General features: G+C 72.7%; 27 protein-coding genes. 15 read left to right on the top strand and 12 right to left on the bottom strand.

Annotated features, from left to right (window positions below):
• Window positions 1-66: 66 nt before the first annotated feature.
• On the top strand, window positions 67-441 hold the full coding sequence (locus tag ABZW30_RS18585) for a VOC family protein (protein ID WP_355672184.1): 375 nt from the start codon (window positions 67-69) through the stop codon (window positions 439-441).
• A 117-nt stretch (window positions 442-558) separates the two neighbouring features.
• Window positions 559-960, top strand: coding sequence for a hypothetical protein (locus ABZW30_RS18580; RefSeq protein WP_355672183.1), 402 nt, complete (start codon window positions 559-561; stop codon window positions 958-960).
• A gap of 140 nt (window positions 961-1,100) precedes the next feature.
• On the opposite strand, the gene ABZW30_RS18575 is transcribed toward ABZW30_RS18580, so the two are convergent.
• Both ABZW30_RS18575 and ABZW30_RS18570 read right to left on the bottom strand, forming a co-directional pair.
• Window positions 1,101-1,292, bottom strand: a complete 192-nt coding sequence (locus tag ABZW30_RS18575; protein ID WP_355672182.1) for a DUF397 domain-containing protein — start codon at window positions 1,290-1,292, stop codon at window positions 1,101-1,103.
• Entirely contained in the window at window positions 1,285-2,148 is an 864-nt protein-coding gene (locus ABZW30_RS18570) for a helix-turn-helix transcriptional regulator (RefSeq protein WP_355672181.1), read from the bottom strand. Before ABZW30_RS18570 ends, ABZW30_RS18575 begins: the two co-directional genes overlap by 8 nt.
• Window positions 2,149-2,414: 266 nt before the next feature.
• Between ABZW30_RS18570 and ABZW30_RS18565 the strand changes: the two genes are divergently transcribed.
• Together ABZW30_RS18565 and ABZW30_RS18560 are read left to right on the top strand one after the other, a co-directional pair.
• The gene (locus tag ABZW30_RS18565; protein ID WP_355672180.1) at window positions 2,415-2,774 is read left to right on the top strand and encodes an ATP-binding protein; all 360 of its coding nucleotides are present in this window, start codon (window positions 2,415-2,417) and stop codon (window positions 2,772-2,774) included.
• Between the two features lie 17 nt (window positions 2,775-2,791).
• A complete protein-coding gene (locus ABZW30_RS18560) occupies window positions 2,792-3,031 on the top strand; it encodes a hypothetical protein (RefSeq protein ID WP_355672179.1) in 240 nt (79 codons plus the stop codon).
• Window positions 3,032-3,181: 150 nt separating this feature from the next.
• Here ABZW30_RS18560 and ABZW30_RS18555 read toward each other — a convergent pair whose 3' ends face one another.
• From ABZW30_RS18555 to ABZW30_RS18530, 6 genes are all read right to left on the bottom strand, one after another.
• Window positions 3,182-3,706: an ion channel gene (locus ABZW30_RS18555; RefSeq protein ID WP_355672178.1), complete on the bottom strand. Its 525-nt coding sequence runs from the start codon at window positions 3,704-3,706 to the stop codon at window positions 3,182-3,184.
• A gap of 51 nt (window positions 3,707-3,757) precedes the next feature.
• The gene (locus ABZW30_RS18550) at window positions 3,758-3,910 is read right to left on the bottom strand and encodes a LuxR C-terminal-related transcriptional regulator (RefSeq protein ID WP_355672177.1); all 153 of its coding nucleotides are present in this window, start codon (window positions 3,908-3,910) and stop codon (window positions 3,758-3,760) included.
• 119 nt (window positions 3,911-4,029) lie between these two features.
• Window positions 4,030-4,311, bottom strand: coding sequence for a Sec-independent protein translocase subunit TatA (gene tatA, locus ABZW30_RS18545; protein ID WP_355672176.1), 282 nt, complete (start codon window positions 4,309-4,311; stop codon window positions 4,030-4,032).
• 208 nt (window positions 4,312-4,519) lie between these two features.
• A complete protein-coding gene (locus ABZW30_RS18540) occupies window positions 4,520-5,089 on the bottom strand; it encodes an isoprenylcysteine carboxylmethyltransferase family protein (RefSeq protein ID WP_355672175.1) in 570 nt (189 codons plus the stop codon).
• 115 nt (window positions 5,090-5,204) lie between these two features.
• Window positions 5,205-5,840, bottom strand: a complete 636-nt coding sequence (locus ABZW30_RS18535) for a class I SAM-dependent methyltransferase (protein ID WP_355672174.1) — start codon at window positions 5,838-5,840, stop codon at window positions 5,205-5,207.
• A 155-nt stretch (window positions 5,841-5,995) separates the two neighbouring features.
• A complete protein-coding gene (locus ABZW30_RS18530; protein ID WP_355672173.1) occupies window positions 5,996-7,546 on the bottom strand; it encodes an MFS transporter in 1,551 nt (516 codons plus the stop codon).
• A gap of 110 nt (window positions 7,547-7,656) precedes the next feature.
• Between ABZW30_RS18530 and ABZW30_RS18525 the strand changes: the two genes are divergently transcribed.
• On the top strand, window positions 7,657-8,247 hold the full coding sequence (locus tag ABZW30_RS18525; RefSeq protein WP_355672172.1) for a TetR/AcrR family transcriptional regulator: 591 nt from the start codon (window positions 7,657-7,659) through the stop codon (window positions 8,245-8,247).
• 85 nt (window positions 8,248-8,332) lie between these two features.
• Here ABZW30_RS18525 and ABZW30_RS18520 read toward each other — a convergent pair whose 3' ends face one another.
• Complete coding sequence (locus ABZW30_RS18520) at window positions 8,333-8,650, bottom strand: cupin (protein WP_355672171.1); 318 nt, start codon at window positions 8,648-8,650, stop codon at window positions 8,333-8,335.
• Between the two features lie 118 nt (window positions 8,651-8,768).
• On the opposite strand from ABZW30_RS18520, the gene ABZW30_RS18515 reads away from it, so the two are divergent.
• Window positions 8,769-9,035: a hypothetical protein gene (locus ABZW30_RS18515; RefSeq protein WP_355672170.1), complete on the top strand. Its 267-nt coding sequence runs from the start codon at window positions 8,769-8,771 to the stop codon at window positions 9,033-9,035.
• A gap of 147 nt (window positions 9,036-9,182) precedes the next feature.
• On the opposite strand, the gene ABZW30_RS18510 is transcribed toward ABZW30_RS18515, so the two are convergent.
• Window positions 9,183-10,340, bottom strand: a complete 1,158-nt coding sequence (locus ABZW30_RS18510) for an acyl-CoA dehydrogenase family protein (protein WP_355672169.1) — start codon at window positions 10,338-10,340, stop codon at window positions 9,183-9,185.
• A gap of 199 nt (window positions 10,341-10,539) precedes the next feature.
• On the opposite strand from ABZW30_RS18510, the gene ABZW30_RS18505 reads away from it, so the two are divergent.
• Window positions 10,540-11,688: a TetR family transcriptional regulator gene (locus ABZW30_RS18505; protein ID WP_355672168.1), complete on the top strand. Its 1,149-nt coding sequence runs from the start codon at window positions 10,540-10,542 to the stop codon at window positions 11,686-11,688.
• Window positions 11,689-11,762: 74 nt separating this feature from the next.
• On the opposite strand, the gene ABZW30_RS18500 is transcribed toward ABZW30_RS18505, so the two are convergent.
• Window positions 11,763-12,086, bottom strand: a complete 324-nt coding sequence (locus tag ABZW30_RS18500) for a hypothetical protein (protein WP_355672167.1) — start codon at window positions 12,084-12,086, stop codon at window positions 11,763-11,765.
• Window positions 12,087-12,347: 261 nt separating this feature from the next.
• Between ABZW30_RS18500 and ABZW30_RS18495 the strand changes: the two genes are divergently transcribed.
• From ABZW30_RS18495 to ABZW30_RS18470, 6 genes are all read left to right on the top strand, one after another.
• Complete coding sequence (locus ABZW30_RS18495) at window positions 12,348-14,252, top strand: ATP-binding protein (RefSeq protein ID WP_355672166.1); 1,905 nt, start codon at window positions 12,348-12,350, stop codon at window positions 14,250-14,252.
• Between the two features lie 107 nt (window positions 14,253-14,359).
• Window positions 14,360-16,723 carry a hypothetical protein gene (locus ABZW30_RS18490; protein ID WP_355672165.1) on the top strand — a complete coding sequence of 788 codons (2,364 nt, stop codon included), beginning with the start codon at window positions 14,360-14,362 and terminating at the stop codon, window positions 16,721-16,723.
• Window positions 16,724-16,894: 171 nt separating this feature from the next.
• The gene (locus ABZW30_RS18485; protein WP_355672164.1) at window positions 16,895-17,548 is read left to right on the top strand and encodes a VTT domain-containing protein; all 654 of its coding nucleotides are present in this window, start codon (window positions 16,895-16,897) and stop codon (window positions 17,546-17,548) included.
• 119 nt (window positions 17,549-17,667) lie between these two features.
• A complete protein-coding gene (locus tag ABZW30_RS18480; protein ID WP_355672163.1) occupies window positions 17,668-19,515 on the top strand; it encodes a threonine/serine exporter family protein in 1,848 nt (615 codons plus the stop codon).
• Window positions 19,516-19,602: 87 nt separating this feature from the next.
• On the top strand, window positions 19,603-20,688 hold the full coding sequence (locus tag ABZW30_RS18475) for a hypothetical protein (RefSeq protein WP_355672162.1): 1,086 nt from the start codon (window positions 19,603-19,605) through the stop codon (window positions 20,686-20,688).
• A gap of 240 nt (window positions 20,689-20,928) precedes the next feature.
• The gene (locus ABZW30_RS18470) at window positions 20,929-22,152 is read left to right on the top strand and encodes a C40 family peptidase (protein ID WP_355672161.1); all 1,224 of its coding nucleotides are present in this window, start codon (window positions 20,929-20,931) and stop codon (window positions 22,150-22,152) included.
• A gap of 68 nt (window positions 22,153-22,220) precedes the next feature.
• Here the strand turns inward: ABZW30_RS18470 and ABZW30_RS18465 are convergent, their stop codons facing one another.
• Window positions 22,221-22,532 carry a hypothetical protein gene (locus ABZW30_RS18465; RefSeq protein ID WP_355672160.1) on the bottom strand — a complete coding sequence of 104 codons (312 nt, stop codon included), beginning with the start codon at window positions 22,530-22,532 and terminating at the stop codon, window positions 22,221-22,223.
• A 123-nt stretch (window positions 22,533-22,655) separates the two neighbouring features.
• Here ABZW30_RS18465 and ABZW30_RS18460 point away from each other — a divergent pair, with 123 nt between their 5' ends.
• Together ABZW30_RS18460 and ABZW30_RS18455 are read left to right on the top strand one after the other, a co-directional pair.
• A complete protein-coding gene (locus ABZW30_RS18460; RefSeq protein ID WP_355672159.1) occupies window positions 22,656-23,174 on the top strand; it encodes a GNAT family N-acetyltransferase in 519 nt (172 codons plus the stop codon).
• 40 nt (window positions 23,175-23,214) lie between these two features.
• Complete coding sequence (locus ABZW30_RS18455) at window positions 23,215-24,495, top strand: GNAT family N-acetyltransferase (RefSeq protein ID WP_355672158.1); 1,281 nt, start codon at window positions 23,215-23,217, stop codon at window positions 24,493-24,495.
• Window positions 24,496-24,507 lie beyond the last annotated feature (12 nt).

Here is a 24,507-nt window from a genome sequence, read left to right as displayed (position 1 = left end):
AGAGCGTCCTGCGGGCCCGGCCGACCGGCGCCGGGCCGCTGCCAGACACTCCGTCACAATGGCGGCATGCTGACCATCGGTACCCTCGCCCTCGGTGTCTCCGACATGTCCCGCGCGGCCACCTTCTGGATGGCGGCGCTCAGCTACGTGCCGCGCGGCGGCCTGATCGAGGACGACTGGACGGTCCTCGGCCCCGCCGACGGCGGCACCGGCGCCCACCTCGCCCTCGGCTACAGCGAGTCCCCCGTTCAGGAGCACCCCCGCGTCCACCTCGACCTCTACGCCGACGACGCCGCCGACCAGGCCGCCGAGGTCCGGCGCCTGGTGGCCCTCGGCGCCGAGCTGGTCGACTGGGACAGCTACCCCGAGGACCCGGACTTCGTCGTCCTCGCCGACACCGAGGGCAACCGCTTCTGCGTCATCGATACCGCACACGGCTGAGGGTGGAGTTGTCCACAGCCTGTGGACAACGCCGGCCGGAGGAGTGGGAAGTCGGCCCGCCCGACTTCCCACTCTCTTCCGCGACTGTCGGCCTGAGCCCGCTGGAACACTGGCTCGATGCTGATACCCACCACCGCCAACCTGATCGAGCGCATCGAGGCGGTCCGCATCACCGATCCGCTCGGCTGGCACGCATGGATGGACGGCGTTCCCGGCGAGACCATCGGGTTCTGGGAGGACGCGCAGGAGGTGCTCGCCCTCGTCGCGGCCCTCCCGGCGGGCACCAGGATGCGCTGTTTCACTCCCGGCTTCGCACTGCGGGCCCACGCGGGCCGACACCCGGTCTTTCCGGAGCAGGTCCTGTTCGAGATCGCGTTCTGTTTCAGGTGTCAGGGCGCCTGGCTTTACGGGCCGGCGGTCACAAAGGACTTGGCGCATCAGACATTCGACCCCGACAGCATCCCGGCGCGCGAACTCCTTCTCCGGTTCCGGGGAGAGAACGGCCCCCGGGTCGGGTGACGTGGCACGGAACCGCCTTGCCACTCCGGCGGGGTGCTACCGGAAGGCCAGTGGTTTCGGCGCAGGAAGTCGGCCTGGCCGACTTCCCGCGCCGAGGCGTTTGGGTGGCCCCTCGCGAGGAGCGAGGGGCCACCCGGAGTTCAGGCGTGGTGGTCGAATTCGCCGGCTTTGAGGCCGTGGAGGAGAGCGGCGAAGGTGGCGGGGGTGGTGTGGAGGATGGTGTGGCCCTCGTCGGACTCGCGGAGTTCGATCAGGCCGTCGATCGCGCGGACTTCCACGCATTCGTTGTTCGCGGCGCTGAAGCTGGACTTCTGCCACTGTGACCTACTCATACGTCTTCTTCACATCCTCCATGACGGATCGAATGAACTCACGTGATCCTTCTTCGGAGAGTGCCTTGGAGTCCAGGCGAGAGAAGATCGCTCGGTGCTTGGCCAAGTCTGCTGGGGAGTCGAAGAAGAGTGCGCCTTGGGTTACGTCCATCTGGATGGTGTCCAGCTCAGCGACGGGCCCTTCGGCGAAGGTGAGGTTCTCGCCGGACCCCGGAAAGGTGTCGACGGCGAAGGGTACGACGCGGACTGAGATGCCAGGCTGCTCGGAGTCATCGAGGAGCGAGCTGAGCTGACCGGCGAGGACCTTGGGGCCGCCGAACTGCATCCGCAAGGCGGCCTCGTGGACAAACACTTGGAGGGGGATCGCGCCGGAGCGGACGACCTCTTGCCGCTTGATTCGGAAGGCTGTTCTGGTGGCGATGTCCTGTGGCGGCAGCGGAGGAAAGATTCGGTCGAACACGGCCGAGGCGTAGTCGCTGGTCTGAAGCAGGCCGGGCACGAAGGTGGTCGTGCAGATGGTCAGCCGCGTGGCGCGGCTCTCAAGTTCTGCGACCTCAAGGAAGTCGATGGTCAGAGTGCCGCGATACTTCTCCCACCAGCCTTTCTCTCGCTCCGAAGCCATATTGACAAGGGCGTTGATCAGTGGCTGATTGGCGCAGTTGCATGCGGAAGCGACGGTCCGCAGACGCTCGGGGCTGACGCCGATCTTGGCCTTCTCCATCTGCGTCATCTGTCCAGGACTGATCCCGAGGGTGCGGGCGAGTTCGCTGCCGCCGAGGCTGGCTTGCTCCCGCATTCTCCGCAGCTCGGTACCGAGTCGACGCTGACGGAGAGTCGGATTGGAGCGAAGGGGCATGGCGTCCTCTCAACCGGTGCTCGGGCCAGTGTGCCGCGCTGGCGGTGCGCAGGTCCATCTGGGCCGCTTCCACGATAGAGCGAATTCTTAGGCGCAGACCTCAAAACTCAGGCACTGTCCGCTATGGTCGATCTCACATCGATCCGACGGATCGTCAGTAACGCCTATCCGTCGCACCGCAGAGCAGCCATGCCCATCTGCCTGGCCTAGTTCACGGCGACGTATCCGCCGGACATTCACCCCACACCACGCCCGGGAGCTCTCCCATGCGTCACCTCAACACGCCCTCGTTCGCCCTCACCCGCCAGTCCCTCCGCGACGCGATGATCCGCTCCGGCTGGCACCCCTCCGCCACCTTCGACGCCGAACTCGCCCTCTGTGAGCTGCTCGTGAACGCCTGGCGGCACGGCAACACCCCCGCGCCGATCATCGAGATCCTCTTCCTCGGCGAGATCCTCCGGGTCTCGGTCTCCGACGAGAGCCCGGTGCTGCCCGACCGGCGAACCCCCGACCTCCTCGCCGAGTCCGGCCGGGGCCTCCAGCTCGTCGCGGGCCTCACCACTCGCTGGGGCGTGGACCCCCAGGAGCGCGGCAAACGCGTCTGGTTCGAGCTGGACGCGGCCTGATGAAGAACCGCCACCCCATGAAGCCGACCGACCCCCGGATCCGGCACTTCACCGACGACCACATCCGCACCCTCCTCGCCGAAGTCCAGGAGCGCGGAAAGAAGTTCGGCCTCATCTGGCCCTCCGCCGACACCGACAAGACCATCGACGGCCGCGTCCTGGTCCGGTTCAACACGGCGCCCGCGTCGACCCTCCTGAACCTCCTCTCCCTCCTTCTTGACACCGAACGCGACCGGGACACCACGTGCGGTTCCTGATCGCCACGGCCTTCGCCGTCCTCCTCGCGCTCGCGATCGCGACCGTAGCCCTGGGCGTCATCACCGCCCTCCGTGCGACCCCGCCCGACGAGGACGGCTGACCGAGCCGGATGTGCGGCGGGTCGCGTGCACAGGCCCGCCGTGCCGGATTCAGTCCTGCCGCCGAACCCGCCGCTCCACGTTTCCGCGGATCGCCCGGGACGCCGTCCCGGCCGCTGCCGCGAGGAACACGAAGTTGTACCCGATCTGCAGCACCACGATGAGCCGTGCCGTCTGCCCCGTCGGCGTGATGTCCCCGTACCCCACCGTCGCCAGCGTCACGATCGTGAAGTACAGCGCGTCCAGCCGCGTCTCCAGCCCCGCGAACTCGGCCTTGTGGGAGCCCATCGCGTAGTACGTCGTCGAGAAGATGGTCACCGCCAGGAAGATCAGGAAGGCCAGCCAGGGCACCGGTCGCTTCGCGGTCCCCCGCATCACCCCGACGATCTCGGCCAGCATCAGCCAGCTCAACCCACCCAACGCCCCCACGAAGGCCGACCAGCTCAGCACCGGTCGGCGGTCGCCGAACCACTCCAGCGGCAGCGTGAAGTACCCGACCATCAGCAGCGTGCACCCGACCAGCAACCAGGCCCAGGCCCGTAGGTCGGCAGGCGGGGGAGGGGGGTTCTCGGACATCCCGCCCAGCCTTCCCCACCAGCACCCGCCCCGCCCGCCCGACTACTCCGATCAGGCCGGCCCCTGCTGGATCGCCAACACCGCCAGCCGCACCCGGTTGGGGCTGCCCGTCTTCGTCATCAGGTTCGACGCGTGCGTCTCCACCGTCGTCACCCCGAGGTGCATCCGACCGGCGGTCTCACTGCTCGACAGCCCCTCCGCCAAGTGGCGGATCCCCACCCTCCTCCGACCGGCCGGACCGGTCGGATGGTCGGACAAGGGCCCCGGAACAGCGTTGAGCCCCCGGTGGGGTCCACCGGGGGCTCAACGGGGGCTTGTGCGACTCAGGCGGTCGTCTCGGGGCTCTTCGCCTCGGTGGCCTTGGTCACGTTGGTCGGCGTGACGGCCGGACGGTCGGCGGGCTGCTGCGGGGCAGCCGTGCTCTGGGCGGTGCCGGCCTCCGCCGAGGGGTCCTCCTCGCGCATCGCCTTGGTCTCCGCCTTCAGGATGCGCATCGACTTGCCGAGGCCGCGGGCCATCTCCGGCAGCTTCTTCGACCCGAACAGCAGGATGACGACCGCCAGCACCACGAAGATGTGCCAGGGCTCAAGACCGTTCCGCAGCATCCCTGGCCACCGGTCCCTTCTTGTCTAGAGTCACGGAGGGCGCTAGCGCCCATGCTCGCCAGTATGCCTGGACCTGACGGCGAACGGATACACCGGCCGGGAAACGCTGGCCAAAAACCAGGTGCCGCCCACGCGGGCCGTGCGTGCGGGCGGGGGCGTTCCCGGGTGATCGGTGTCCTGCCTCGCAACCGTACGGGCGCCGGTGCGATCAGTAGACGAACGGCACCAGGCGCTTCGACGCCCCACGGTACTCCGCGTACGCCGGTCCGAAGGCCGAGAGCAGCAGTCGCTCCTCGGCGGCGATCCGCCATCCGTACGCGCCGAGCAGCAGCGCGGTGACCACCAGGGCCGCCGCCCAGCCCGCCGTACCGAGCGCGTAGCCGCCCCAGACCAGCAGGCTGCCCGCGTAACCGGGGTGGCGGATCAGCCGGTACGGGCCGTCGCGGACGACGTGCTGGGTGTCCACGGTCCGCAGGGTGCGGGTGTAGTACCGGCCCAGGGTCCGCATGCCCCAGGCCCGCAGCGCCAGCCCGGCGGCGACCAGGACGACCCCGAACCAGCGGGCCCAGGTGGGCAGTTCGCCGATCGAGGCGCGACCGAACAGCGCCACGACCAGGGCGGACGCGAGGTAGCAGCCGATCAGTAGCCGGGTCGAGCCGCGGTCGCGGTCGTCCGCGTGCCAGCTGCCGGTGGCGGCGTCCTCGCGGCGGCGCAGCAGCAGCTCGTAGCCGACCCAGCAGACGAGGCCGAGCAGGGAGAGGAGGGACGGCAGGGACATGGCGGCTCCTGACGGTCGTGGTGACCCCTCCACGGTCCTCCGGCCGGCCCGCCGCGACACGCACCCGGGGGTGGACGTCGGAGCGTCCACCCCCGGGTGGACGGTCACCGGCCGGTCACTCCGGGCACCGGGCCAGCAGGTAGCCGCGCCGGGTGGCCGCCTCCTCGGGCAGGCCCTCCCGCTCCAGCCGCGCCTCGACGGCGAACCCGGCCTCGGCGAGGCGGGCGGCGACCGTGTCGGTCCGCAGGAAGTGGAAGTCCACGTCGACCGGATGGCCCCACCACTGCGCCATCCGGTGTACCTCGTCGCCCAGGTGGAAGGAGACCAGCAGCACCCCGCCGGGCCGCAGCACCCGCCGCATCTCGACGAAGGCGGGCAGCAATTCCTCCGGCTCCAGGTGGATCACCGAGTACAGCGCCACGGCGGCCGCGAACTCCCCGTCGGCGGCCGGCAGTGCCAGCAGGTCGCCGGTGCGGAACTCGGCCTTGGGCTGCTCGCGCCGGGCCAGCTCGACCATCTTCGGCGAGAGGTCGACCCCCACCACCGCGGCCCCCTGGCCGACCAGCCACCCCGTCACATGCCCCGGCCCGCACCCCAGGTCGGCGACCGTCCCGCCGGCCGACTCCTCCACGATCACCCCGAGCAGCGCCCGGTCCACCGTCTTGTACGCCAACTCACCCCCGATCCGCCCCAGGTACTCCTCCGCCACCACGTCGTAACTACCGCGCACCCGCCCGTGACCAGTCGCCATGCCCCCACCCTGGCACGCCCGGCCGCCCCCGCACCGGGCCTTTCCGCACCCCGCCTTTCCGCACCCCGCCCGGCCGCCCGCGGACGGCGGAGAGCCCCCGCCCGGGGTGGGCGGGGGCTCTCGATGACTCGCACGGATCGGGGCCGACGGGTGGGTCAGGCGGCAGCGGCCTCGGGCTCGGGGGCCGGGGTGGCCGCCGGGAGGTGGCGCAGGAGGCGGTAGGCCAGGAAGGCCGCGCCGAGGGCGAAGAGGAGGCCGACGACGGCGGCGACGTGGAGGCCGTCGGTGAAGGCGGTGCGGGCGGTCTCCAGCAGGTCCGCGCCGAGCTGCCCGGGCAGGTGGGCCGCGACGGAGACCGCGCCGCCGAGGGTGTCCTGGGCCGCGTCGGCGGCCTGGCCGTCGACGCCCGCCGGGAGGGCGCCGTCCAGCTGGTGGCGGTAGACCGCGGCGCCGGCTGCGCCGAGCAGGGCGATGCCGAGCGAGCTGCCGAGTTCGACGGCGGTCTCGGAGGTGGCGGAGGCGGCGCCGGCCTGCTCGACCGGGGCGGCGGAGACGACCATCTCGGCGGTCATCGTCATGGTCCCGACCGTTCCGGCGGCCAGCACGCCCGCTGCCGTGAGGATGAGCGCCAGCGGGGAGTGGGCGCCGACCTGGGTCATCAGCGCGAAGCCGGCCGCGCCGACCAGGAAGCCGCCGCCCATCAGCACCGCCGGGCGGACCTTGCCGGCCAGTGCCGAGGTGACCCCGATCGCCGCGCCGACGCCGACGCTCGGCACCAGCGACCAGAGCGAGGCGGTGAACGGGCTCATGCCCTTGACCAGCTGAAGGTACTGCGAGGTGAAGAGGGCGAAGCCCATCATCGCGAACATCGCGAGGGTGTTGACGCTGATCGCTCCGCTGAAGGTGCGGATCCGGAACAGGCTCAGGTCGATCAGCGGGTTGGCGGCGGTGCGCTGGCGCCGGACGAACGCACCGGCCGGCAGCAGTCCGGCGACGACGGCGAGTGCGGGCAGCGTGCTCCAGCCGTCCACGGCGAGGGTCTTGATCCCGTAGACCAGGGGAAGGATCGCGGCGAGCGAGAGCGCGGCGCCGGGCAGGTCGAAGCGGCCGGTGCGGGTCGCGGTGCGGTACTCGGGCAGCAGGACGGGCGCGGTCAGCAGCACCAGGACCATCACCGGGACGGCGAGCAGGAAGGCCGAGCCCCACCAGAAGTGGTCGAGCAGCAGGCCGCCCGCGACCGGGCCGAGGGTGGCCCCGGCGGTGAGCATGCCGCCCCAGGCGCCGAGGGCGATCTGCCGCTGCTTGGGGTCGTGGAACATGTTGCGGATCAGCGCGAGGGTCGAGGGCATCACGGTGGCCCCGGCGGCGCCGAGCACGGCGCGGGCGGCGATCAGCTGCTCGGCGCTGCCGGACCAGGCGGCCAGCAGCGAGGCGCCGGTGAAGCCGGCGGCGCCGATCATCAGCAGCCGGCGGCGGCCGATCCGGTCGCCCAGCGCGCCCATCGTGATGAGCAGCCCGGCCAGCAGGAACGAGTACATGTCCATGATCCACAGCTGTTGGGTGCCGCTCGGCGCCAGCGTGGTGGAGATGTACGGGACGGCGAAGAACAGCACGCCCATGTCCATGGACAGGACGAGCGTCGGGAGCAGGAGGACGGCCAGGCCGATCCATTCGCGGCGGCCTGCGCGGCCGGTGGTTGCGGTCATGGGGAAGACAGTACGGACGTGTCAGACACTTGTCTAGTACGTACGTGTAAATCGATCGTGCAAGACGACTGTGCAAGACATTCGTGCAGTCCTTCCGTAGGATCAAGGGCATGGGAAACCGCGAAGACCTGATGGCCGGCGCCAAGCGCTGCCTGTACGAGAAGGGCTACGGGCGCACCACGGCCCGCGACATCGCGACCGCCTCGGGCGTCAGCCTGGCCGCGATCGGCTACCACTTCGGCTCGAAGGACGCCCTGCTCAACGCCACGATGATCGAGGCGATCGGCGAGCTGGGGCAGAACATGGGCGCGGTGGTCGTCGCCGCCAACGGCACCTCCGACGATCCGGAGGAGCGCTTCGCCGCCGCCTGGGAGGGGCTCAAGGGCGTCTTCGTCGAACACCGGGGCCTCTGGGCGGCCCAGTTCGAGGCGCTCGCCCTGGCCGGGCACGAGCCCGAGCTGGCGGCCGCGTTCGCGGGGGCGCAGAAGAAGGGCCGGCTCGGCCTCGCGGCGTTGTTCCAGGGGCTGCCCGAGGTGCCGGACACCGAGGAGGAGCTCGCCCGCGGCGCCTTCTACCAGATCCTGCTGGCCGGGTATCTCGCCCAGTGGCTGGCCGCGCCCGAGCTGGTGCCCAGCGGCCAGGAGTTCCTGCGCGGACTGCGGCTGGTCAGCGGCAGCGTGCTGGGCGCCGACAAGCCCTGACGGCCGTTACGCCCTGCCGGCTGTCGCGCTGGCGGCCGTTGCACCCTGACCGCTGTCGCGCCGACCGCTGTGGCGCTGACCGCCGTCACGCGGTGACGGCCGTCAGCAGCACCACCGAGTCGACGTGGGCGAGCAGCCCGTGCCGCTCCTGCGGGACGGGCTCCAGCTCGCCGACGGACAGTTCCGTCCGCCGCCCGGCGATGGTCAGGGACACCCGGCCGCGCAGCACCTGGACGCTGCCGGCGGTGGGCGGGGTGTGCTCGTCCAGCGCGGTTCCGGCGGTCAGCGCGATCACGGTCTGCCGCAGCACGCCGTCGCGCAGCACCAGATGGGCGCTGCGCCCGTGCGGGCTTCCGGCCGCCAGGGCCGTGTGCTCCACGGCGAGCCGTTCGAGATCGGGCATCGCGCCGCCTCCTCCTCACCCCGTAGCCAGGGTCGCGGACGCGCCGGCGAACCGCACCCGGAGGGGCCCGGAGCGGGGCCGAGGTGCAGCGCCTGCCGGTTGCCCCCATCGTGGAGGTATGGCGACCAACCAGAGCATCTTCAACGGGTTCCAGGTCAACCGGTCGATGCTGGCCGGCGGCGTGGTGCTCACCGGTATCGGCTCGGCGCTCGGCGCGGCCGGGACGGCGATGGTGTGCGTGGCACTTCTCGCCGCCGGCCGCAACTGGCTGCGCAACCTGGACACCCCGCCGACCGCACTCGCCCACCGGGCCCTGCACGAGGCCAGGGTGGCCTCCTCGGCCGGCTGGGAGGCCTGGCGCGCGGAGCACGGCTCGCCCAACTGAGCGCGCCCGCCCGACTGAGCGCGCCCGCCCGACTGAGCGCGCCCGCTCGGTCGAGCGCATCGGCCCGCACGGAGACGGGCGCGGCGGGCCGTCATGGGGGCACGGCCCGCCGCGGCTTGGAAATTTCCCCGGGCTCCTACAACGCGCCTACAGCCCCATCGACTTGGCGACGATGCTGCGCATGACCTCGCTGGTGCCGCCGTAGATCCGGAACACCCGGTTGTCGGTGTAGAGCCGGGCGATCGGGTACTCCAGGATGTAGCCGTAACCACCGTGCAGCTGAAGGCACTTGTCGATGACGACGGAGGCGGACTCGGTGCAGAACAGCTTCGCGGCGGCCGCGTCCGCGACGCTCAACTCGCCGTTCTGGTACAGCTCCAGCGCGCGGTCCACCATCGACTGCTGCGCCATCACCTGGGACTCGCAGTCGGCCAGGGTGAACTTGGTGTTCTGGAACTCGGCCACCGCCTTGCCGAACACCTTGCGGTCCTTGACGTACCGCACCGCGAAGCGCACCGCCGCCGCGGCCGCCGCGTAGGCGCCGACGGCGATCGCGAGGCGCTCCTGCACCAGGTTGTGGGTCAGGTAGGAGAAGGCCCTGCCCTCCTCGCCGAGCAGGTTCTCCACCGGCACCTTGACGTCGCTGAACGCCAACTCGGCGGTGTCCGAGGTGCGAAGGCCGATCTTCTGCAGCTTGCGGCCGACGGTGTAGCCCGCCGACGTGGTGTCCACGCAGAGGATGGACAGGCCGGCCCGGCGGTTCTGCGGGTCGTACGGCGCGGTGCGGCAGACCACCAGGACCAGGTCGGCCAGCACGCCGCCGGTGATGAAGGTCTTCGCGCCGTTCAGGACGTAGTGGGTACCGTCCTCGGAGAGCCGCGCGGTGGTGGTGATGCCCGCGAGGTCGGAGCCGGCGCCCGGCTCGGTCATCGCGATCGCGGTCATGATGTCGCCGGAGACGAAGCCGGGCAGCCAGCGCTGTCTCTGCTCCTCGTTCGCGTACTCCAGCAGGTACGGCAGCACCAGCCCGGTGTGCACGCCGGAGGAGCCGAAGCTCACGCCCGCCCGGGCGGTCTCCTCGGCGATCACCGCTTGGTACTTGAAGCCGCTCTCGCCCGCGCCGCCGTACTCCTCCGGCACCTCGATGCCGTAGACGCCGAGTTCGCCGAGCTTGCGGTAGAAGTCGCGCGGCGGGTGGCCGTCGGCCTCCCAGCTCTCGTAGACCGGGACGACCTCGTTCGCGATGAAGTCCCGGATGGTCTCCCGGAAGGCCTCGTGGTCCTCGTTGAACACGGTGCGGCGCACGGCGGCGCTCCCTTCGACGGCGCCGGCCGGCGGACCGGCCAAGGCGGAACGGCCCAGGTGGTGGCCCCACAAGTTAATCGTCGGTAGCTTCGGCTGTCCAGAGTCGACCGGTCCGCGAATCCCGGCCGCCGGGGCTGCCAAGTGAATCCTTGCTAGCCTTCGGACGGCGTTCGGAGGAGTCCGCGAGGGAGGTGCCGCCATGGTGGTCCGACGGCCGCCCGGCCGGCGCGCCCAGATCCTCGCCGTGGCCGCCGACCGCTTCCACCGCAGCGGCTACCACCAGGTCTCGATGACCGAGGTCGCCGCCGGGGTCGGCATCACCGCGCCCGCGCTCTACCGGCACTTCCGCGGCAAGCCCGAACTGCTCGACCGCGCCGTCCGGCTGGGCCTGGACGCGCTCGCCGACGGCCTGCGCGCGGCCGGCACCACCGCCGAACTCGGCGCCGTGTTGGCCGCGGTGGCGGTCGGCCACCGTCCACTCGGCACCCTGGTGCAGCGCGACGCCCGACTGCTGCCGCCGGCCCGTCGGGCGGCGCTGCGGCGCGAACTCCGCGCCGACGTCGCCCTGATGACCGCCGTGCTGCGCGCCGAGCGCCCCGAACTGGGCGGTGCCGACGCCGAGTTGCTCTGCTGGGCGGCGCTCTCGGCCTGCTCCGGGCTGTCCTACCAGTCGGCCGCGCCGCAGCCCCGCCGGGCCGAGGCGCTGCTGCGCGAGACGGTCGCGGCCGTCCTCGCGGTGTCCCTGGACGGTACGGCCGTCGGCCCCGAGGCCGTCCCCGGGCCTGAGCCGAGGCCCGGGGCCCGCCGGGAGGAGCTGCTCGCGGCGGCCGTCCGGCTGTTCCACCAGCGCGGCTTCGACAACGTCAGCACCGACCAACTCGGGGCCGCGGTCGGCATATCCGGTCCCAGCGTGTACCGGCACTTCGACAGCAAGGCGCACCTGCTCGCCGCCTCCCTGGGGCGCAGCCGCGAGCGGCTCCGGCACGAGGTGGAGGGTGCCATCGCGGCCGCCGCCGGGCCGGAGGAGGCGCTGGCGGCCGGGCTCGGCGCGTACGTCGACTTCGCGCTGCGCAACGGCGACTACCTGGGCGCGATGCTCAGCGAGACCGAGCGGCTGGCCCCGCCGGACCGGCGGGCCGCGGTGGACTTCCGACGGGACTTCCTGCGGACCTGGGTCGAGCTGCTGCAGCAGGTGCGCCCCGCCTTCGACGCGGTGGACGCCCGGATCCGGGTGCACGCGCTGTTCGCGCTGGTCAACGACGGGGTGCGGAACCGTCCGCACAGCGCCCGGCCGGACCTCGGCGACTGCCTGCTGCGCCTCGGCCGGGCGGTGCTGGGGCTGTCCTGACGCACGGGTCGGGCCGGGTGCCCGCCCGTCTGCGCGGGGCGGGCACCCGGCCCGTTCGGTCCGCCCGTGTCGGCCTAGGAGAGGGCGTGCGGGTAGTAGACCCGGGCGTCGAAGTCGCCGTTGCCCTGCAGGGCGCCGACGGTCCCGCCGTTGCCGGCCACGGCGAGGCCGTTGTTCTGGTTGCTCGCACCCGAGCCGGTGGCCGTCTGCTGGGTGTTGACCACGTTGCCGTGGACGTTGCCGATGATGTTGTTGGAGCCGACGTTGCTCACGACGCTGCTGTTGGAGTGGTCGATCGCGCCGGCGCCGTCGTCGGCGTGCGCGGTGGCGGCACCGACGCCGACGAGGAGGAACGCCCCGAGGGCGGTGACGGCGGCGGCTGCGCGAATACGGGACACGCTGGTCTCCCTGAGCTGGAAGTGCGAGATGTGGCGCGATACCGGAGTGGCCGCTCCGTGGCGCCGTTGCCTGACGTCGCACGATCAGCATTCACCAGCGACGCGGACGAACTCCATCAAACGGGTGGCATTTCCCCCGATGGTGGGGGACCGGTCAATTCGGAGTTGACCGCAATGCGTCACCAGCTCGTCGTCTGTCCGTCATTCCGTCAGAAAGAAAGAAATGGTCGCCGGATTGTCGCACTGGCACACTGGGGACCCATGTCTGAAGGTGCCCCGACCGAGCCCACCCCCGCCGAGGACCTGCGCACCACCGAGGTCGATCTCGGCGGCCTGGTGAACGTCCTCGCCACCCACCTCTACTCCACCCCGCTGGTCGCCCTGCGCGAACTCGTCCAGAACGCCCACGACTCGCACACCCGCCGGCTCCTGGAGGACCCGGAGGGCGACCACCGCCGGCTGATCCGGGTGCGCGCCGACACCGAGCGGCGGACCGTCTCCGTCGAGGACACCGGGGCCGGCCTCACCGAGCCCGAGATCCACTCCTACCTCGCCACCGTCGGCACCGGCTACACCCGGATGCTGCGCGAACTGACCGGCAACCAGGAGCTGATCGGCGCCTTCGGCCTGGGCTTCCTGTCCGCCTTCGCGGTCGCCGACGAGGTCACCGTCACCACCACCTCGCACCGCGAACCGGGACTCGGCCACCGCTACCGCAGCCGCGGCGGCGAGCAGTACCGGGTCGAGCCGGTCCCCGCGCGGCCGCAGCCGGGCACCGTGGTCGAGCTGGCGCTCAAGACCGAGCACGCCCACCTCGCCGACGAGCACGCCCTGCGCGAAGTCCTCGGCCGCTACTGCGTGTTGCTGCCGATCCCGGTCTACGTCGGCGAGGACACCGAACTGGTCAACTCCGTCCAGGTGCCCTGGCGGCAGACGATCGACGGTGACCGGCACGCCGCCCGGATGCGCTTCGCCACCGCCTTCGGGCGTCGCTTCGAGCCGCTCACGGCCTTCCCCGTCCACCCCGTCGAGGACGCCACCGACGCCGTCGGCCTGCTCTGGGTCCAGGACGGCGGGACCTACGGCAGCAGCGACAACCGCGACCTCGCCGTCTACCTGCGCGGCATGCTGCTCGCCGAGGACGCCCGCGACCTGCTGCCCAGCTGGGCCGGGTTCATCGGCGGCGTGGTGGAGTCCAACCGGCTCACCCCCACCGCCAGCCGCGAGGACCTCCAGCGCGACGAGCACTACCGCGCGCTGCAGAAGGCCCTCACCGACGCCATCGTGGACGGCCTGTACGAGACGGCCCGGCTGCGGCCCGCCGCCTGGCGGCGCATCCTCACCCGGCACGGCCAGGACCTGCTCGGCGCCGCGCTCTGCGACGAGCGGCTGTTCACCCTGCTCGCCGACGACGTCCCGGTGCCCACCTCGCAGGGCGACCTCACCGCGGGCGCGCTGCGCGCGGCCGGCGGGGGAGCGGTGCACGTCGCGCTCGGCAGCGGCGGCGGCTTCGAGGAGATGCTCTACTGGGCGATGCAGGTGCCGATCGCCCGCGGCGACCGCTACGCCGTCCTGCCGTTCCTGCGCCGCTACGCCCGGCTGCGCGGCTGCCGGCTGGTCGAGCTGGGCAGCGAGCAGGGCAACCGCGAACTCTTCCGCGACCCGGAGCGCCCGCTGCCGCCGGAGGAGTCGGCCTGGCTGGCCGGCGCCCTCGCCGACCCGGGCGAGCAACTCGTCCCGGCCCGTTTCGACCCGCCGGGCCTGCCGCTGGTCCTGGTGCCGGACCGCGAGGCCGAGCGGAAGGCCCTGATCGAGGACGACCGGGCCGACGCCCGGATCCCGTCCGCCGCGCTGCGGCTGGCCCGGGCGTTCACCGCCCGCACCGACGGCGGGGTCAAGGCCCGGCTCTACCTCAACCTGGCCTGCCCGGCCGTCCAGGACCTGCTCACCGCTTACCGCACCGGGCACACCGGCAGCGCCACCGCGGCCGGGCTGCTCCGCTCGGTCAAGGTGATCATGGCCTCCGCCTCGGCCGGCCCCTCCGAGGGGGACCTCGGCGCCGCGCTGGCCGGCATCGGTACGGCGGTCTCCGCCCTGACCGCCGCCGTCCCGACCGGCCTGCCGGACGTCCCGGACAGCCCCGGGGCGCTCTCCGAGGGAGCGTGAGGGGCACCGTCGGGAACGCCGTGACGGGCGGATCGGGGCGCCGTGACGGACGGATTGTCAGTGACTTGCGGTAGACAACTCATCAGCACGACGCAGGGGGAGCGACCATGACGACCGACATCTGGGCCTGGGTCCACGACACCCACCATCAGTTGGCCGAGGGCGGCCACCGGCGGCTGGCCGACGCCATCTACGAGCTCCCCGGCCACGCCAACGAGGGCCGCAACGAGCAGCTGGACGCGGTCTACCCGGAGGCGCTGGCGGCCGCCCGGGCGCTCGGCCTGCCGTGGGTCGAGGTCTACCTGCGGCACTGGCGGATGCAGAACCTGCTGAACAAGCGTCACCAGGGCGAGCAGGCCCTGCCCGAGGCGGTCGACCTGCTGGAGTTCGCCCACCGCGAGGAGACCGCCGGTTGCCCGCAGTCGGTCTGCGTGGTGCAGGACTTCGCGATCTGTCACGCGCGGGTCGACGGCCCCGGCTACGTGCCGCAGCGGCTGGAGGTGCTCGGCGAGACGCTGGAGCGGATCGAGCCGGGCCGCGCCTGCTTCGACTGCCTCTCCCGCGAGTACGCCGACGCGCTGGAGGACGACGGCCGCCCGGCCGAGGCGCTCAGCCACCTGGACACCGCGGCCGCCCGAATACAGGCCGCAGGCGAGCGGCTCTCGCTGCACTTCCACCACGCCCGGGCCGGCACCCTGCACCGGCTGGGCCGGCACGAGGACGTGCTCGCGCTGGTCGACACCGCCGAGCAGGCCGAACGCGCCCGGGGCCGCGAGATCGACGAGAGCGACCGGCTCTGGGGCGGCCTGCTGAGGGCCCGCGCGCTGGCCTCGCTCGGCCGGATCGACGAGGCGCTCGCCCTGCTGCCCGCCCGCGAGGCCGCCGAGCGCCACGCCGACCTGCGCCAGGCCTGGACGGAGACGGTCGAGCTGCTGGTCGTGGCCGGCGCCTGGGAGAACGACATCGAGCTGGGCGCCGTGCTGGCCGGCTGGGTCGGTTACCTGGACGGCACCGGCTCGCACCGCCCGTGCGTGGACCTGCTGCTGGCGGCGGGTCGGCTGGCGCTCGCCCGCGGTGCCCGTACGGTGGCGATCACGCTCGCCGCGACCGGGGAGCGTAAGCTCACCCAGTTGCGTCGCACCGACGGCGTGGCCCAGGCTGTCGCCGCCCTGCGCGCGGCCGCCGAGGCGCTGCCGGTGCCCGAGCTGCCGGTTCCGTCGGGCGAACTGACGACGCACCTGCAGGCCCAGGCCGAGGTGCACCCCGAGACCGACGCCGACCTGCTCTCCGTCGCCCTGGACCGGTACCAGGGTGAGCAGGCCGGCGCCACCGAACTGGCGATCTTCCTGGCCTTGCTGCTCGGTGAGCTCGGCCATGCCCGGGCCTCCGCCGACCTGCTGTGGCGCCGACTGGAAGCGGACCCGGCCGACGCGCAGCTGATCGATGTCCTCGGTCACACCCTGGTCGAGGCCCGGGACGCCGAGGGCGTGCGCCGTCTCGCCGACCGGCTGGCCGTGACCGGCCCGGCCGACTCGCACTGGATACGCGCCCGCCTGGCCACCACCGAGGGCCGCTGGGCCGAGGTGCTGGAGCACTGCGAGGCGATCCTCGCGCTGGACGACAGCCGGATCAACACCCGCCGCCTGGCCTCCGCCGCCGCCACCCACCTGGGCGACCACGTCGCCGCGCAGCGCTACCTCCAGGAGCTGCTGGATCGCGCCCTGCCCGCCGAGCAGGCCGGGGAGGAGGTCCACCTGACGGTCCAGGAGGCCGACCTCTGGCACCTGGCGGCCGTGGCCACCGCCAACCGGGACTGGGCGGTGGTCCGCTCCACCGGCGCGCGGCTCGGCATCGAGTTCGACGAGCCCGAGGGCCCGGTGGACGAGGAGTGGCAGCTGGTCACCGTCCGCACCACCCGTACCGACGGCACGACGGCCGAGCTGGCCGCCGTCCGGACCGGGCCGGCCACCGCCCGGATCCTGCCGGTGCTGGGCGACAGCCTGACGCTCAACCACGGCGACGTGGTGGTGTTCGTCCCGGCGCTGCGGGAGCCGCCGCCGGGGGAGGAGGCCCCCGAGGCGGAGCGGGCGCGCTGGCGCCCGGAGTTCGAGCTGCTGACCCTGCTCGACCCGGCCGGCTACACCACGTACTGGATCGACGGCGCCTGGCCCGGCGACGACGCCTGGGCCGAGCTGCGCGACGGTCTGCGGGAGTCCGGCTACGCGGTCTGGACGTACAGCGGGGACCAGTACCGGGTCGTCGACCCGGCGGACGAGAGCGAGAAGACGACGCTGCCCGGCATCTACGCCGCGCTCGGGGTGCCGCCGACCGCCTCGGCCGAGGAGGCCGACGCGCTGATGCACCGGCTCACCGCCGGCTGGGAGCACCCGCTCGCCTGGCTCGACCTGGCCAAGGCGGCGGAGGCGGACCTCGGCCGGCACACGGAGATCATCGAGCGCTACGGGCTCTGAGCCCCCGCCCTCCCCGGCGCCCCGGCCCCGGCGGTCACCGACTGCCGGGGTCGAGGCGTTCCCGGCGCCAGTGCGCCGCACCCTGCCCGGGAACCTTTCCGGCCACAGTCGAGTCTTTACCAGTGCTTTGCTTTTTCATTGCTGAGCCTCGACCCCGGGAGTGCCCGTACCGTGACCAGCCTCGCCCTCGGCCCCTCCTGGCTCGACCCGACCAACCTGATCTCCACCTTCGGCCTGATCGGCATCCTGGCCGTCGTCTTCGCCGAGTCCGGCCTCCTGGTCGGCTTCTTCCTCCCCGGCGACTCGCTGCTGTTCACCACCGGCCTGCTGCTGGCCGGCGGCACCTACCTGCACCAGCCGCTCTGGCTGGTCTGCGCGCTGATCGTGCTGGCCGCGGTCGCCGGGGACCAGGTCGGCTACCTGTTCGGCCGGAAGGTCGGGCCGAGCCTGCTCCGCCGTCCCGACTCCCGGGTCTTCAAGCAGGAGAACGTCGAGAAGGCCGCCGCCTTCTTCGAGCAGCACGGCCCCAAGGCGATCGTGCTGGCCCGCTTCGTGCCGATCGTCCGCACCTTCACCCCGATCGTGGCCGGGGTGAGCAGGATGAACTACCGCGGCTTCGCGGTCTTCAACGTGGTCGGCGGCGTGCTGTGGGGCGCCGGCGTCACCGTGCTCGGCTACTTCCTCGGCCGGATCCCCTTCGTCCGGGACAACATCGAGGCGATCCTGGTCGGCATCGTGCTGGTCTCGGTGATCCCGGTGGCGATCGAACTGCTCCGGGCCCGCCGTTCCGGCACGGCGACCACCGCCCGCCACCGCGCCGGGTAGGCGATCGAGGCGCAGGCCACGGGACGTCCCGTACATGTGCGTCACACTGTTCGATCAGGCAAGGTGTAACCCGAGATCGAACGGTGGCCGGAGGCCACCAGGGGCGGCAAGGAGCGGAAGTGCCTAAGCGGGGCCGACCGGGTGCGGGCAAGCGGGCGAGGGGAGGCCGGGCGGTCCGTCAGGCGAGGCAGGCGCCGCCGAAGCCGGTGCACCCCGCCGACGCACCGCCCACCGAGGGCCTGCTCGGCCACCCCGCCCCGCCCGTCGAGCCCACCACCGTCGTCCCGTTCGTCCCGCCGATCCCGGAGACCAAGGGCCTGCTGACCCCGGAACCGGCTCCACAGCCGCGCGTCGAGCCGACCCCGGAGCCGCACCCCGACCTCACCATCGAGGTGCGCCCCCGGGAGCCCCGCCCCGAGGAGGGACGCCCGGCCCGCCGCCGCTCGGTCGCCGAGGACACCCTCACCCCCGAGGAGTGGCGCGCGGCCGGCTACACCCCGCCCACCGGCATCCCGATCCCCGAGCTCACCCCCGGCGCCCCCGGCGAGGCACCGTGGCCGGACCGGATGCGCACCCTGCTGCGCACCCCGATGTCCGAGCGCCCCGCCTTCGAGCGGACCGCCCGCGAACTGCACCCCTCCGCGGGCACCGCCCGCAACGTGCCCCGCATCCTCGACCTGACGCTGCGCATCGGTGAGCTGCTGCTGGCCAGCGGCGAGGCCGCCGAGGACGTCGAGGCGGCGATGCTCGGCATCGCGCACGCCTACCGGCTGGACCGCTGCGAGCCGCAGGTGACCTTCACCCTGATCGGCATCTCGCACCAGCCCTCGCTGGTCGAGCCGCCGGTCACCGCCGACCGCGTGGTGCGTCGCCGGACCTCCGACTACACCCGGCTGAACGCGGTGTACGAGCTGGTCGCGGACATCACCGCGGAGAAGGTGACGGTCAACGACGCCTACCGCCGGCTGGCCCTGATCCGCCGCAACCGGCACCCGTACCCGGCCTGGCTGCTCGCCCTGACCACCGGTCTGCTGGCCGGCGCGGCGACCTTCCTGGTCGGCGGGCGGATCGACGACAAGGCCTGGCTGGTCTTCGCCAGTGCCTTCGTCGCGGCCGTCCTCGGCGACCGGCTGGCCTCCGCGCTGGCCCGCCGCCGGCTGCCGGAGTTCTACCAGTTCGTCTCGGCCGCGATGCCGGCCGCCGCCTCGGGCATCATCCTGTCCTTCAACGACTGGGGCCTGCGCGGCTCCGTCGTGATCACCGGCGGCCTGTTCGCCCTGCTGCCCGGGCGCGCCCTGGTGGCCGCCGTCCAGGACGGCCTGACCGGCTTCTACATCACCGCCGCGGCCCGTCTGCTGGAAGTGATCTACCTGGTCGCGGGCATCGTGATCGGCGTGATGGTGATCCTCTACCTGGGCGTCGGCTTCGAGGCGAAGCTGAAGCCGGACGAGAGCCTGGCGGGCATCAGCTACCCGCCGGTCCAGATGGTCGCCGCGATGCTGCTGACCCTGGCTTTCGCGATGCTGCTGCAGACCGACCGCCGCACCCTCGCCCTGGTCACGGTCAACAGCGGCATCGGTTGGGCCAGCTACGGCGCGCTGGTCTACAACGCGGGCGTCAACCCGATCGCCGCGACCGGGGTGGCGGCCGGCCTGGTCGGCCTCTTCGGCCAGCTGATGGCGCGCTCCCGCAACGGCTCGGCGCTGCCGTACGTGACCGCCGCGATCGGCCCGCTGATGCCGGGTTCGGCGCTCTACCTCGGGATGCTCGCCTTCGCCCAGGGGCACTCCAGCACCGGTCTGGTGTCGGTCTTCCGGGCGGCGGCGATCGCGATGGCGCTGGCGGTCGGGGTGAACCTCGGCGGGGAGATAGCCAGGCTGTTCCTGAAGCTGCCGGTCGGCGCCGAGCTCCCCTCGCTCTACCCGGCGATGCCGCGCCGGGCGGCCAAGCGCACCCGAGGGTTCTGACCGCGTGTTGACCCGCGGTGGACCCTCTTGGGCCCCGGGCCATGTCACGGCAGGCAGGACGCAGGACCAGGAACGAAGGTAAGACCCATGACCACACTGCTGGACGGCTACCGCGAGCACATCGTCAACGCGCACAAGCAGCCGCTGTTCCTGCTGCTGGTCGGTTTCATCACCTCCTTCGTCTTCATCCGGTTCAGCGTGCGGATGATCCGCGCCCAGGTGCGCTGGTGGCCGGGCAACGTCACCCCGGGCGGCCTGCACATCCACCACATGGTGTTCGGCCTGGGCTTCCTGCTGGTCGGCGGCATCGGGGTGTTCGCCACCTACGGCGGGACCCCGTGGATCGACCTGTTCGGGCTGGTCTTCGGCATCGGCTGCGGCCTGGTGCTGGACGAGTTCGCGCTGATCCTGCACCTGGACGACGTGTACTGGAGCGAGCAGGGCCGCAAGTCGGTGGACGCGGTGATCTTCGGCATCCTGTTCACCGCCCTGCTGCTGATCGGGTACGTGCCGTTCGGCGCCCTGCCGGGCGAGGAGACCAGGTGGGGTCTGATCACGGTGATCTCGGTGAACGCGCTGGCCTCGGTGATCACCCTGTTCAAGGGCAAGGTGTGGACCGGCCTGCTCGGGATCATGGTCCCCGGCCTGTCCTGGATCGGTGCGATCCGGCTGGCCCGTCCGAGCAGCCCGTGGGCCCGCTGGCGGTACAAGCCGCGCTCCCGTCGCCGGGCGCGTGCGCTCCGGCGTGAGCGCCTGCTGCACCGGCGCGCCGACCGGGCCCGCACCTGGCTCTTCGATCTGATCGCCGGCGCCCCGGACAAGGTGTCCGCCAACCACCCGGCCGCCCACCGGGTCGCCGAGCGGATGGCCGCCCGGGCCAGCGCCCACCTCGACGCGCACGCCGCACGGGCGCTGGCCCGTCGTCAGGCCCGGTTGGTCGACCGGCGCTCGGCGGCCGCCCCCAGGGTGGTGGCGCACCTGCCCGCGGTGCAGGCGCAGCCCGGCGAGGGCGCCTCCGGCAGCGGTCCGGGCCGCTCCCGCGGGGCGCAGCAGCGCCGCCGTACGGTCCGGGCCGGGCGCAACCGGACGTACGCGCTCGGCGCGAACGCGCAGCAGCGCCGGCCTCGGCGACACCTCCACCTGCGGACGCGCACCCATCGGATCCACCGGTAGTCCGTATGCCCGGCACGCCCGCCCGGAGTTGACGCATGGTCGGATCATCGGATGGTCACCCGGCCGGCGGGGCGCGTCTGAGATGTGAAAAGCGGCGAAATTGAGAACATGACTGGCGAATGACCGTTCTGTCGCATGATGGGATGATTCGTCGGACCTCTCGCCGCCCGGCCGCCGTCCGCCCGCGAGCCGCTCGGCGTCCGCCGCCGTCCCCTCCGGACCCGTGAGAAGGGATGTTCCGTGGCGCGCAGGCTCCTGCCGACCCTCCTGTTGTCCCTCACCGCCCTGCTCGGGCTGCTCCCCGCCGCCCAGGCCGCCCCGGCGGATCCCGAACCGGCGGCCGGCCGGGCCCGGGGCGACGACGGGGGAGAGGACCCGTACCCGACCACCGAGGAGATCGACCGGGCCCGCGCCGAGGCCGACGGCGTGGCCGCCTCGGTCGCCGCCCTGGAGGCCGAGCTCACCGCCGCCCGGGCCGAACTCGACCAGGCCGAACGCGGAGCCGAAGAGGCCGTCGAGGCCTACAACGGCGCCCAGCTCGCCCTCACCCGGGCCCGCGACGAGGAGACCGCCGCCGCCGGGCGTGCGGCCGCCGCGGAGGCCGCACGCACCGAGGCGGCCGAGGACGCGGCCCGACTGGCCGCCGAAACGTACCGCCAGGGCGCGGGCGCCGAACTGTCCGCGCTCAACGCCCTGCTCGGCGCCCACGGCCCGCGCGAGGCCGGCGAGCGAGCGGCGGTGATCGGCGTGGTCAGTGGGCGCACCCGGCAGATCCTGGACGCCGCCACCTCCACGGCCGCCGCCGCCAGGACCGCCTCCGCCGCCGCCAGGACCGCCACCGAGGCCGCCGAGAAGGCCGCGACCGAGGTCGGTGCCGCCAAGGCCCGGGCCGAGCAGCGACTCGCCGCCCAGCAGAGCGAGGTCGCCGCCGCCACCAGCCGCCACGAGAACCTGCTCGCCGAACTGGCCGCCGCCCGGCACACCACCGTCGAGCTGGAGCGCGAACGCCGCGACGCCCTGGAGACGGCCGCCGCAGCAGCCGCCGCCGCTGCCGCAGCCGCGGACCCGGGGCCGCCGCCCCCTGTCGGCCCCGGGTCCGCCGAGGGCGCGGCCGCCGCCGTGGCCTTCGCCCGATCCAAGATCGGCCTGCCCTACATCTGGGGCGGGGAGGGTCCGAACGGCTACGACTGCTCGGGGCTGACCATGATGGCCTGGCGCACCGGCGGCAAACGGCTCAACCACTTCGCCGCCGACCAGTACGCCCAGTCCACCCCGATCAGCTACCGCCAACTGCGCCCCGGCGACCTGGTCTTCTGGACCAAGACCGGCCGCGCCGCCGACATCCACCACGTCGGCCTCTACATCGGCGACGACCAGATGATCGAAGCCCCCCGCGTCGGCAGGCCGATCAAACAGGCCAGCCTCTGGGTCATGGGCACTCCGAACTTCTACGCCCGCCCGTAGCCACGAGGGCGGCCCGCGGGGAGTCGATCGGCCCCGCCCGCCCGATCGGCCCCGCCCGGCCGGCCCGGTCAGCCCCGCTCGGCGAGCTCGTCCTCCAGCCGCCTGATCCGGCGGGCGGACGCCTGCCAGAGCCAGAGGAAGGTGACGAGCGCCGTCACCACACCGACGCGGACGGTGTCGCCGAGCTGGTCGTTGCAGTGGCTCCACTCGTAGTGGGCGTCGCAGGAGGTGAAGAAGGCCAGGTAGAGCGTCCAGATCCAGCCCGCCGGCGCGAGCAGCGTCAGCAGAACCTGAGCGCCCTTGCCGAACAGGCTCTCCCACAGGTCCGCATTCCGTTTCGCCTCGGCTTCCTTCCGCGCGAGCAGCTCCGAGACGTCCATGGTTCCCCCCATCGTCCGGCGATCGTGTGCCCCGCAGGCTACCGGCCGGTCGGGGCGCTCCCGCACGAGCATGTCGGCGGCCGACGCTAGCGTGGTTGCTCCGAGCACTCCTGAGGAGGAACCGTGCGGCTGCGGAACGTGGAGGCGGGCGACGTCGAGGCGTACGTCCGGATGCGGTGTGACGCCGGGATGATGGCCGAGCTGGGCGGGCCGCTGCCGCGGGAGGGGGTGGAGGCGCGGCTGCGCAAGGACGTCGAACTGGCGGCGGCGGACCGCTCCTGGATCAAGATGATCGTCCCGGACGGTGCCGACGACGAGGCGGCCGGCACGATCGTGCTCTGGCAGGACGAGGAGGACGGCGCCCTCGTCACCGAGATCGGCTGGATGGTGCTGCCGGAGTACCAGGGCCGCGGCCTGGCCAAGGCGGCGGTGCGTGAACTGCTGGACGCCGCCGCGCGGGACGGCCGCTGGGGCGTGGTGCACGCCAACCCGGGGGTGACCAACGGCCCGTCCAACGGGATCTGCCGGGCGCTCGGCTTCCGGCTGCTCGGCGAGCGTGACCTCGACTTCGCGGACCGGATCCTGCGCACCAACCACTGGGTCGTGACGCCGGGCGAGTACACCGGATCGGGGACGGAATAAATCGGATGCCACCCCCGGGCCACCGCCGTACGGTGGCCCGATGGGCAACATCATCGATGACACCTCCGCTGACATCGTGAACGGGCTCCAGGTCCGAGCCGTCTCCGTGGAGGAGGTGGAGGCCTGGAACCGGGCGCTCAACTTCGGCTTCCTGCGCCCGCACGCTGGTGTCGCGCCGGAGCTGCGCCGCATGCAGTGGGAGCCGGGCCGGATGCTGGCCGGGTTCGACGGGGACCGCCAGATCGCCACCTACCGCAGCTTCGACGTGGAGCTGACCGTCCCCGGCGGGGCCGTCGTCCAGGCCGACGCGATCACCAACGTCACGGTCAGCTCGACGCACCGCCGCCGGGGCCTGCTCAGCGCGATGGTGCGGCGCGACCTCGCCTCCGCCGCCGAGCGCGGCTGCGCGGTCGCCGTCCTGATGGCCGCCGAGTACAACATCTACGGCCGGTTCGGCTTCGGCCCGGCCACCCGGGGCTGCGGCTGGAACATCGACCTGGGGCGCACCCGCGGTCTGCGCGAGGGCCTGCCCGGTGCGCCCGGCGGCCGGATCGACTTCGTGACCCTGGCGGAGCAGCGCGAGCTCGGCGCGGAGCTGTACGACCGCTGGCGGCTCACCCAGCCGGGCGCGATCGCCCGCAACGAGATCTGGTGGCAGCGCAAGACCAACGAGATCCGGGTGCCGGGCGACGACTTCAAGGAGCCGTTCACCGCCGTCCACCGGGACGCCGACGGTGAGGTCACCGGTCTGGTGGTCTACCGGGTCGAGAACAAGTGGGACGGCGCCTACCCCAACGCGGTGCTCACCGTGGACGAGTTCATCGCCCTCGACCTGCCCACCGCGGTCGAACTGTGGCGACTGGTGCTGTCCGTCGACTGGGTGCGCAAGGTCGCGGTGGAGAGCGTCTCCCCGGACGACCCGCTGCCGCTGCTGCTCCAGGACCCGCGCGCGGCGACGCCGCACGAGGCGAACTCCGACTCCATGTGGCTGCGGCTGCTGGATGTCGAGGCCGCGTTCAACGCCCGGACGTACGGCGCCCCCGGCCGGGTGGTGCTGGAGGTCGAGGACCGGCTCGGCTACGCCTCGGGCCGCTTCGCGATCGAGGTCGCCGGGGACGGCACCGGCCGCTGTGCCCGGACCACCGACGACGCCGATCTCGCCCTCGGGGCCTCCGAGTTGGGCTCGCTCTACCTGGGCTCCGAGACGGCCCCGAGGCTGGCCGCAGCGGCGCTGCTCACCGAGCTGCGCCCGGGTGCGGCGGCCGCCGCCGACCTGCTGCTGCGCGCCCCGCTGCGGTCCTGGACGCCGACCGAGTTCTGAGTCGCCGGTACG

Origin of the sequence: Kitasatospora sp. NPDC004669, assembly GCF_040609455.1 — a bacterium.
Taxonomy (GTDB): Bacteria; Actinomycetota; Actinomycetes; order Streptomycetales; family Streptomycetaceae; genus Kitasatospora.
The sequence above is the reverse complement of the archived record's forward strand: the minus strand, read 5'-3'. Positions and strand labels throughout refer to the sequence as shown.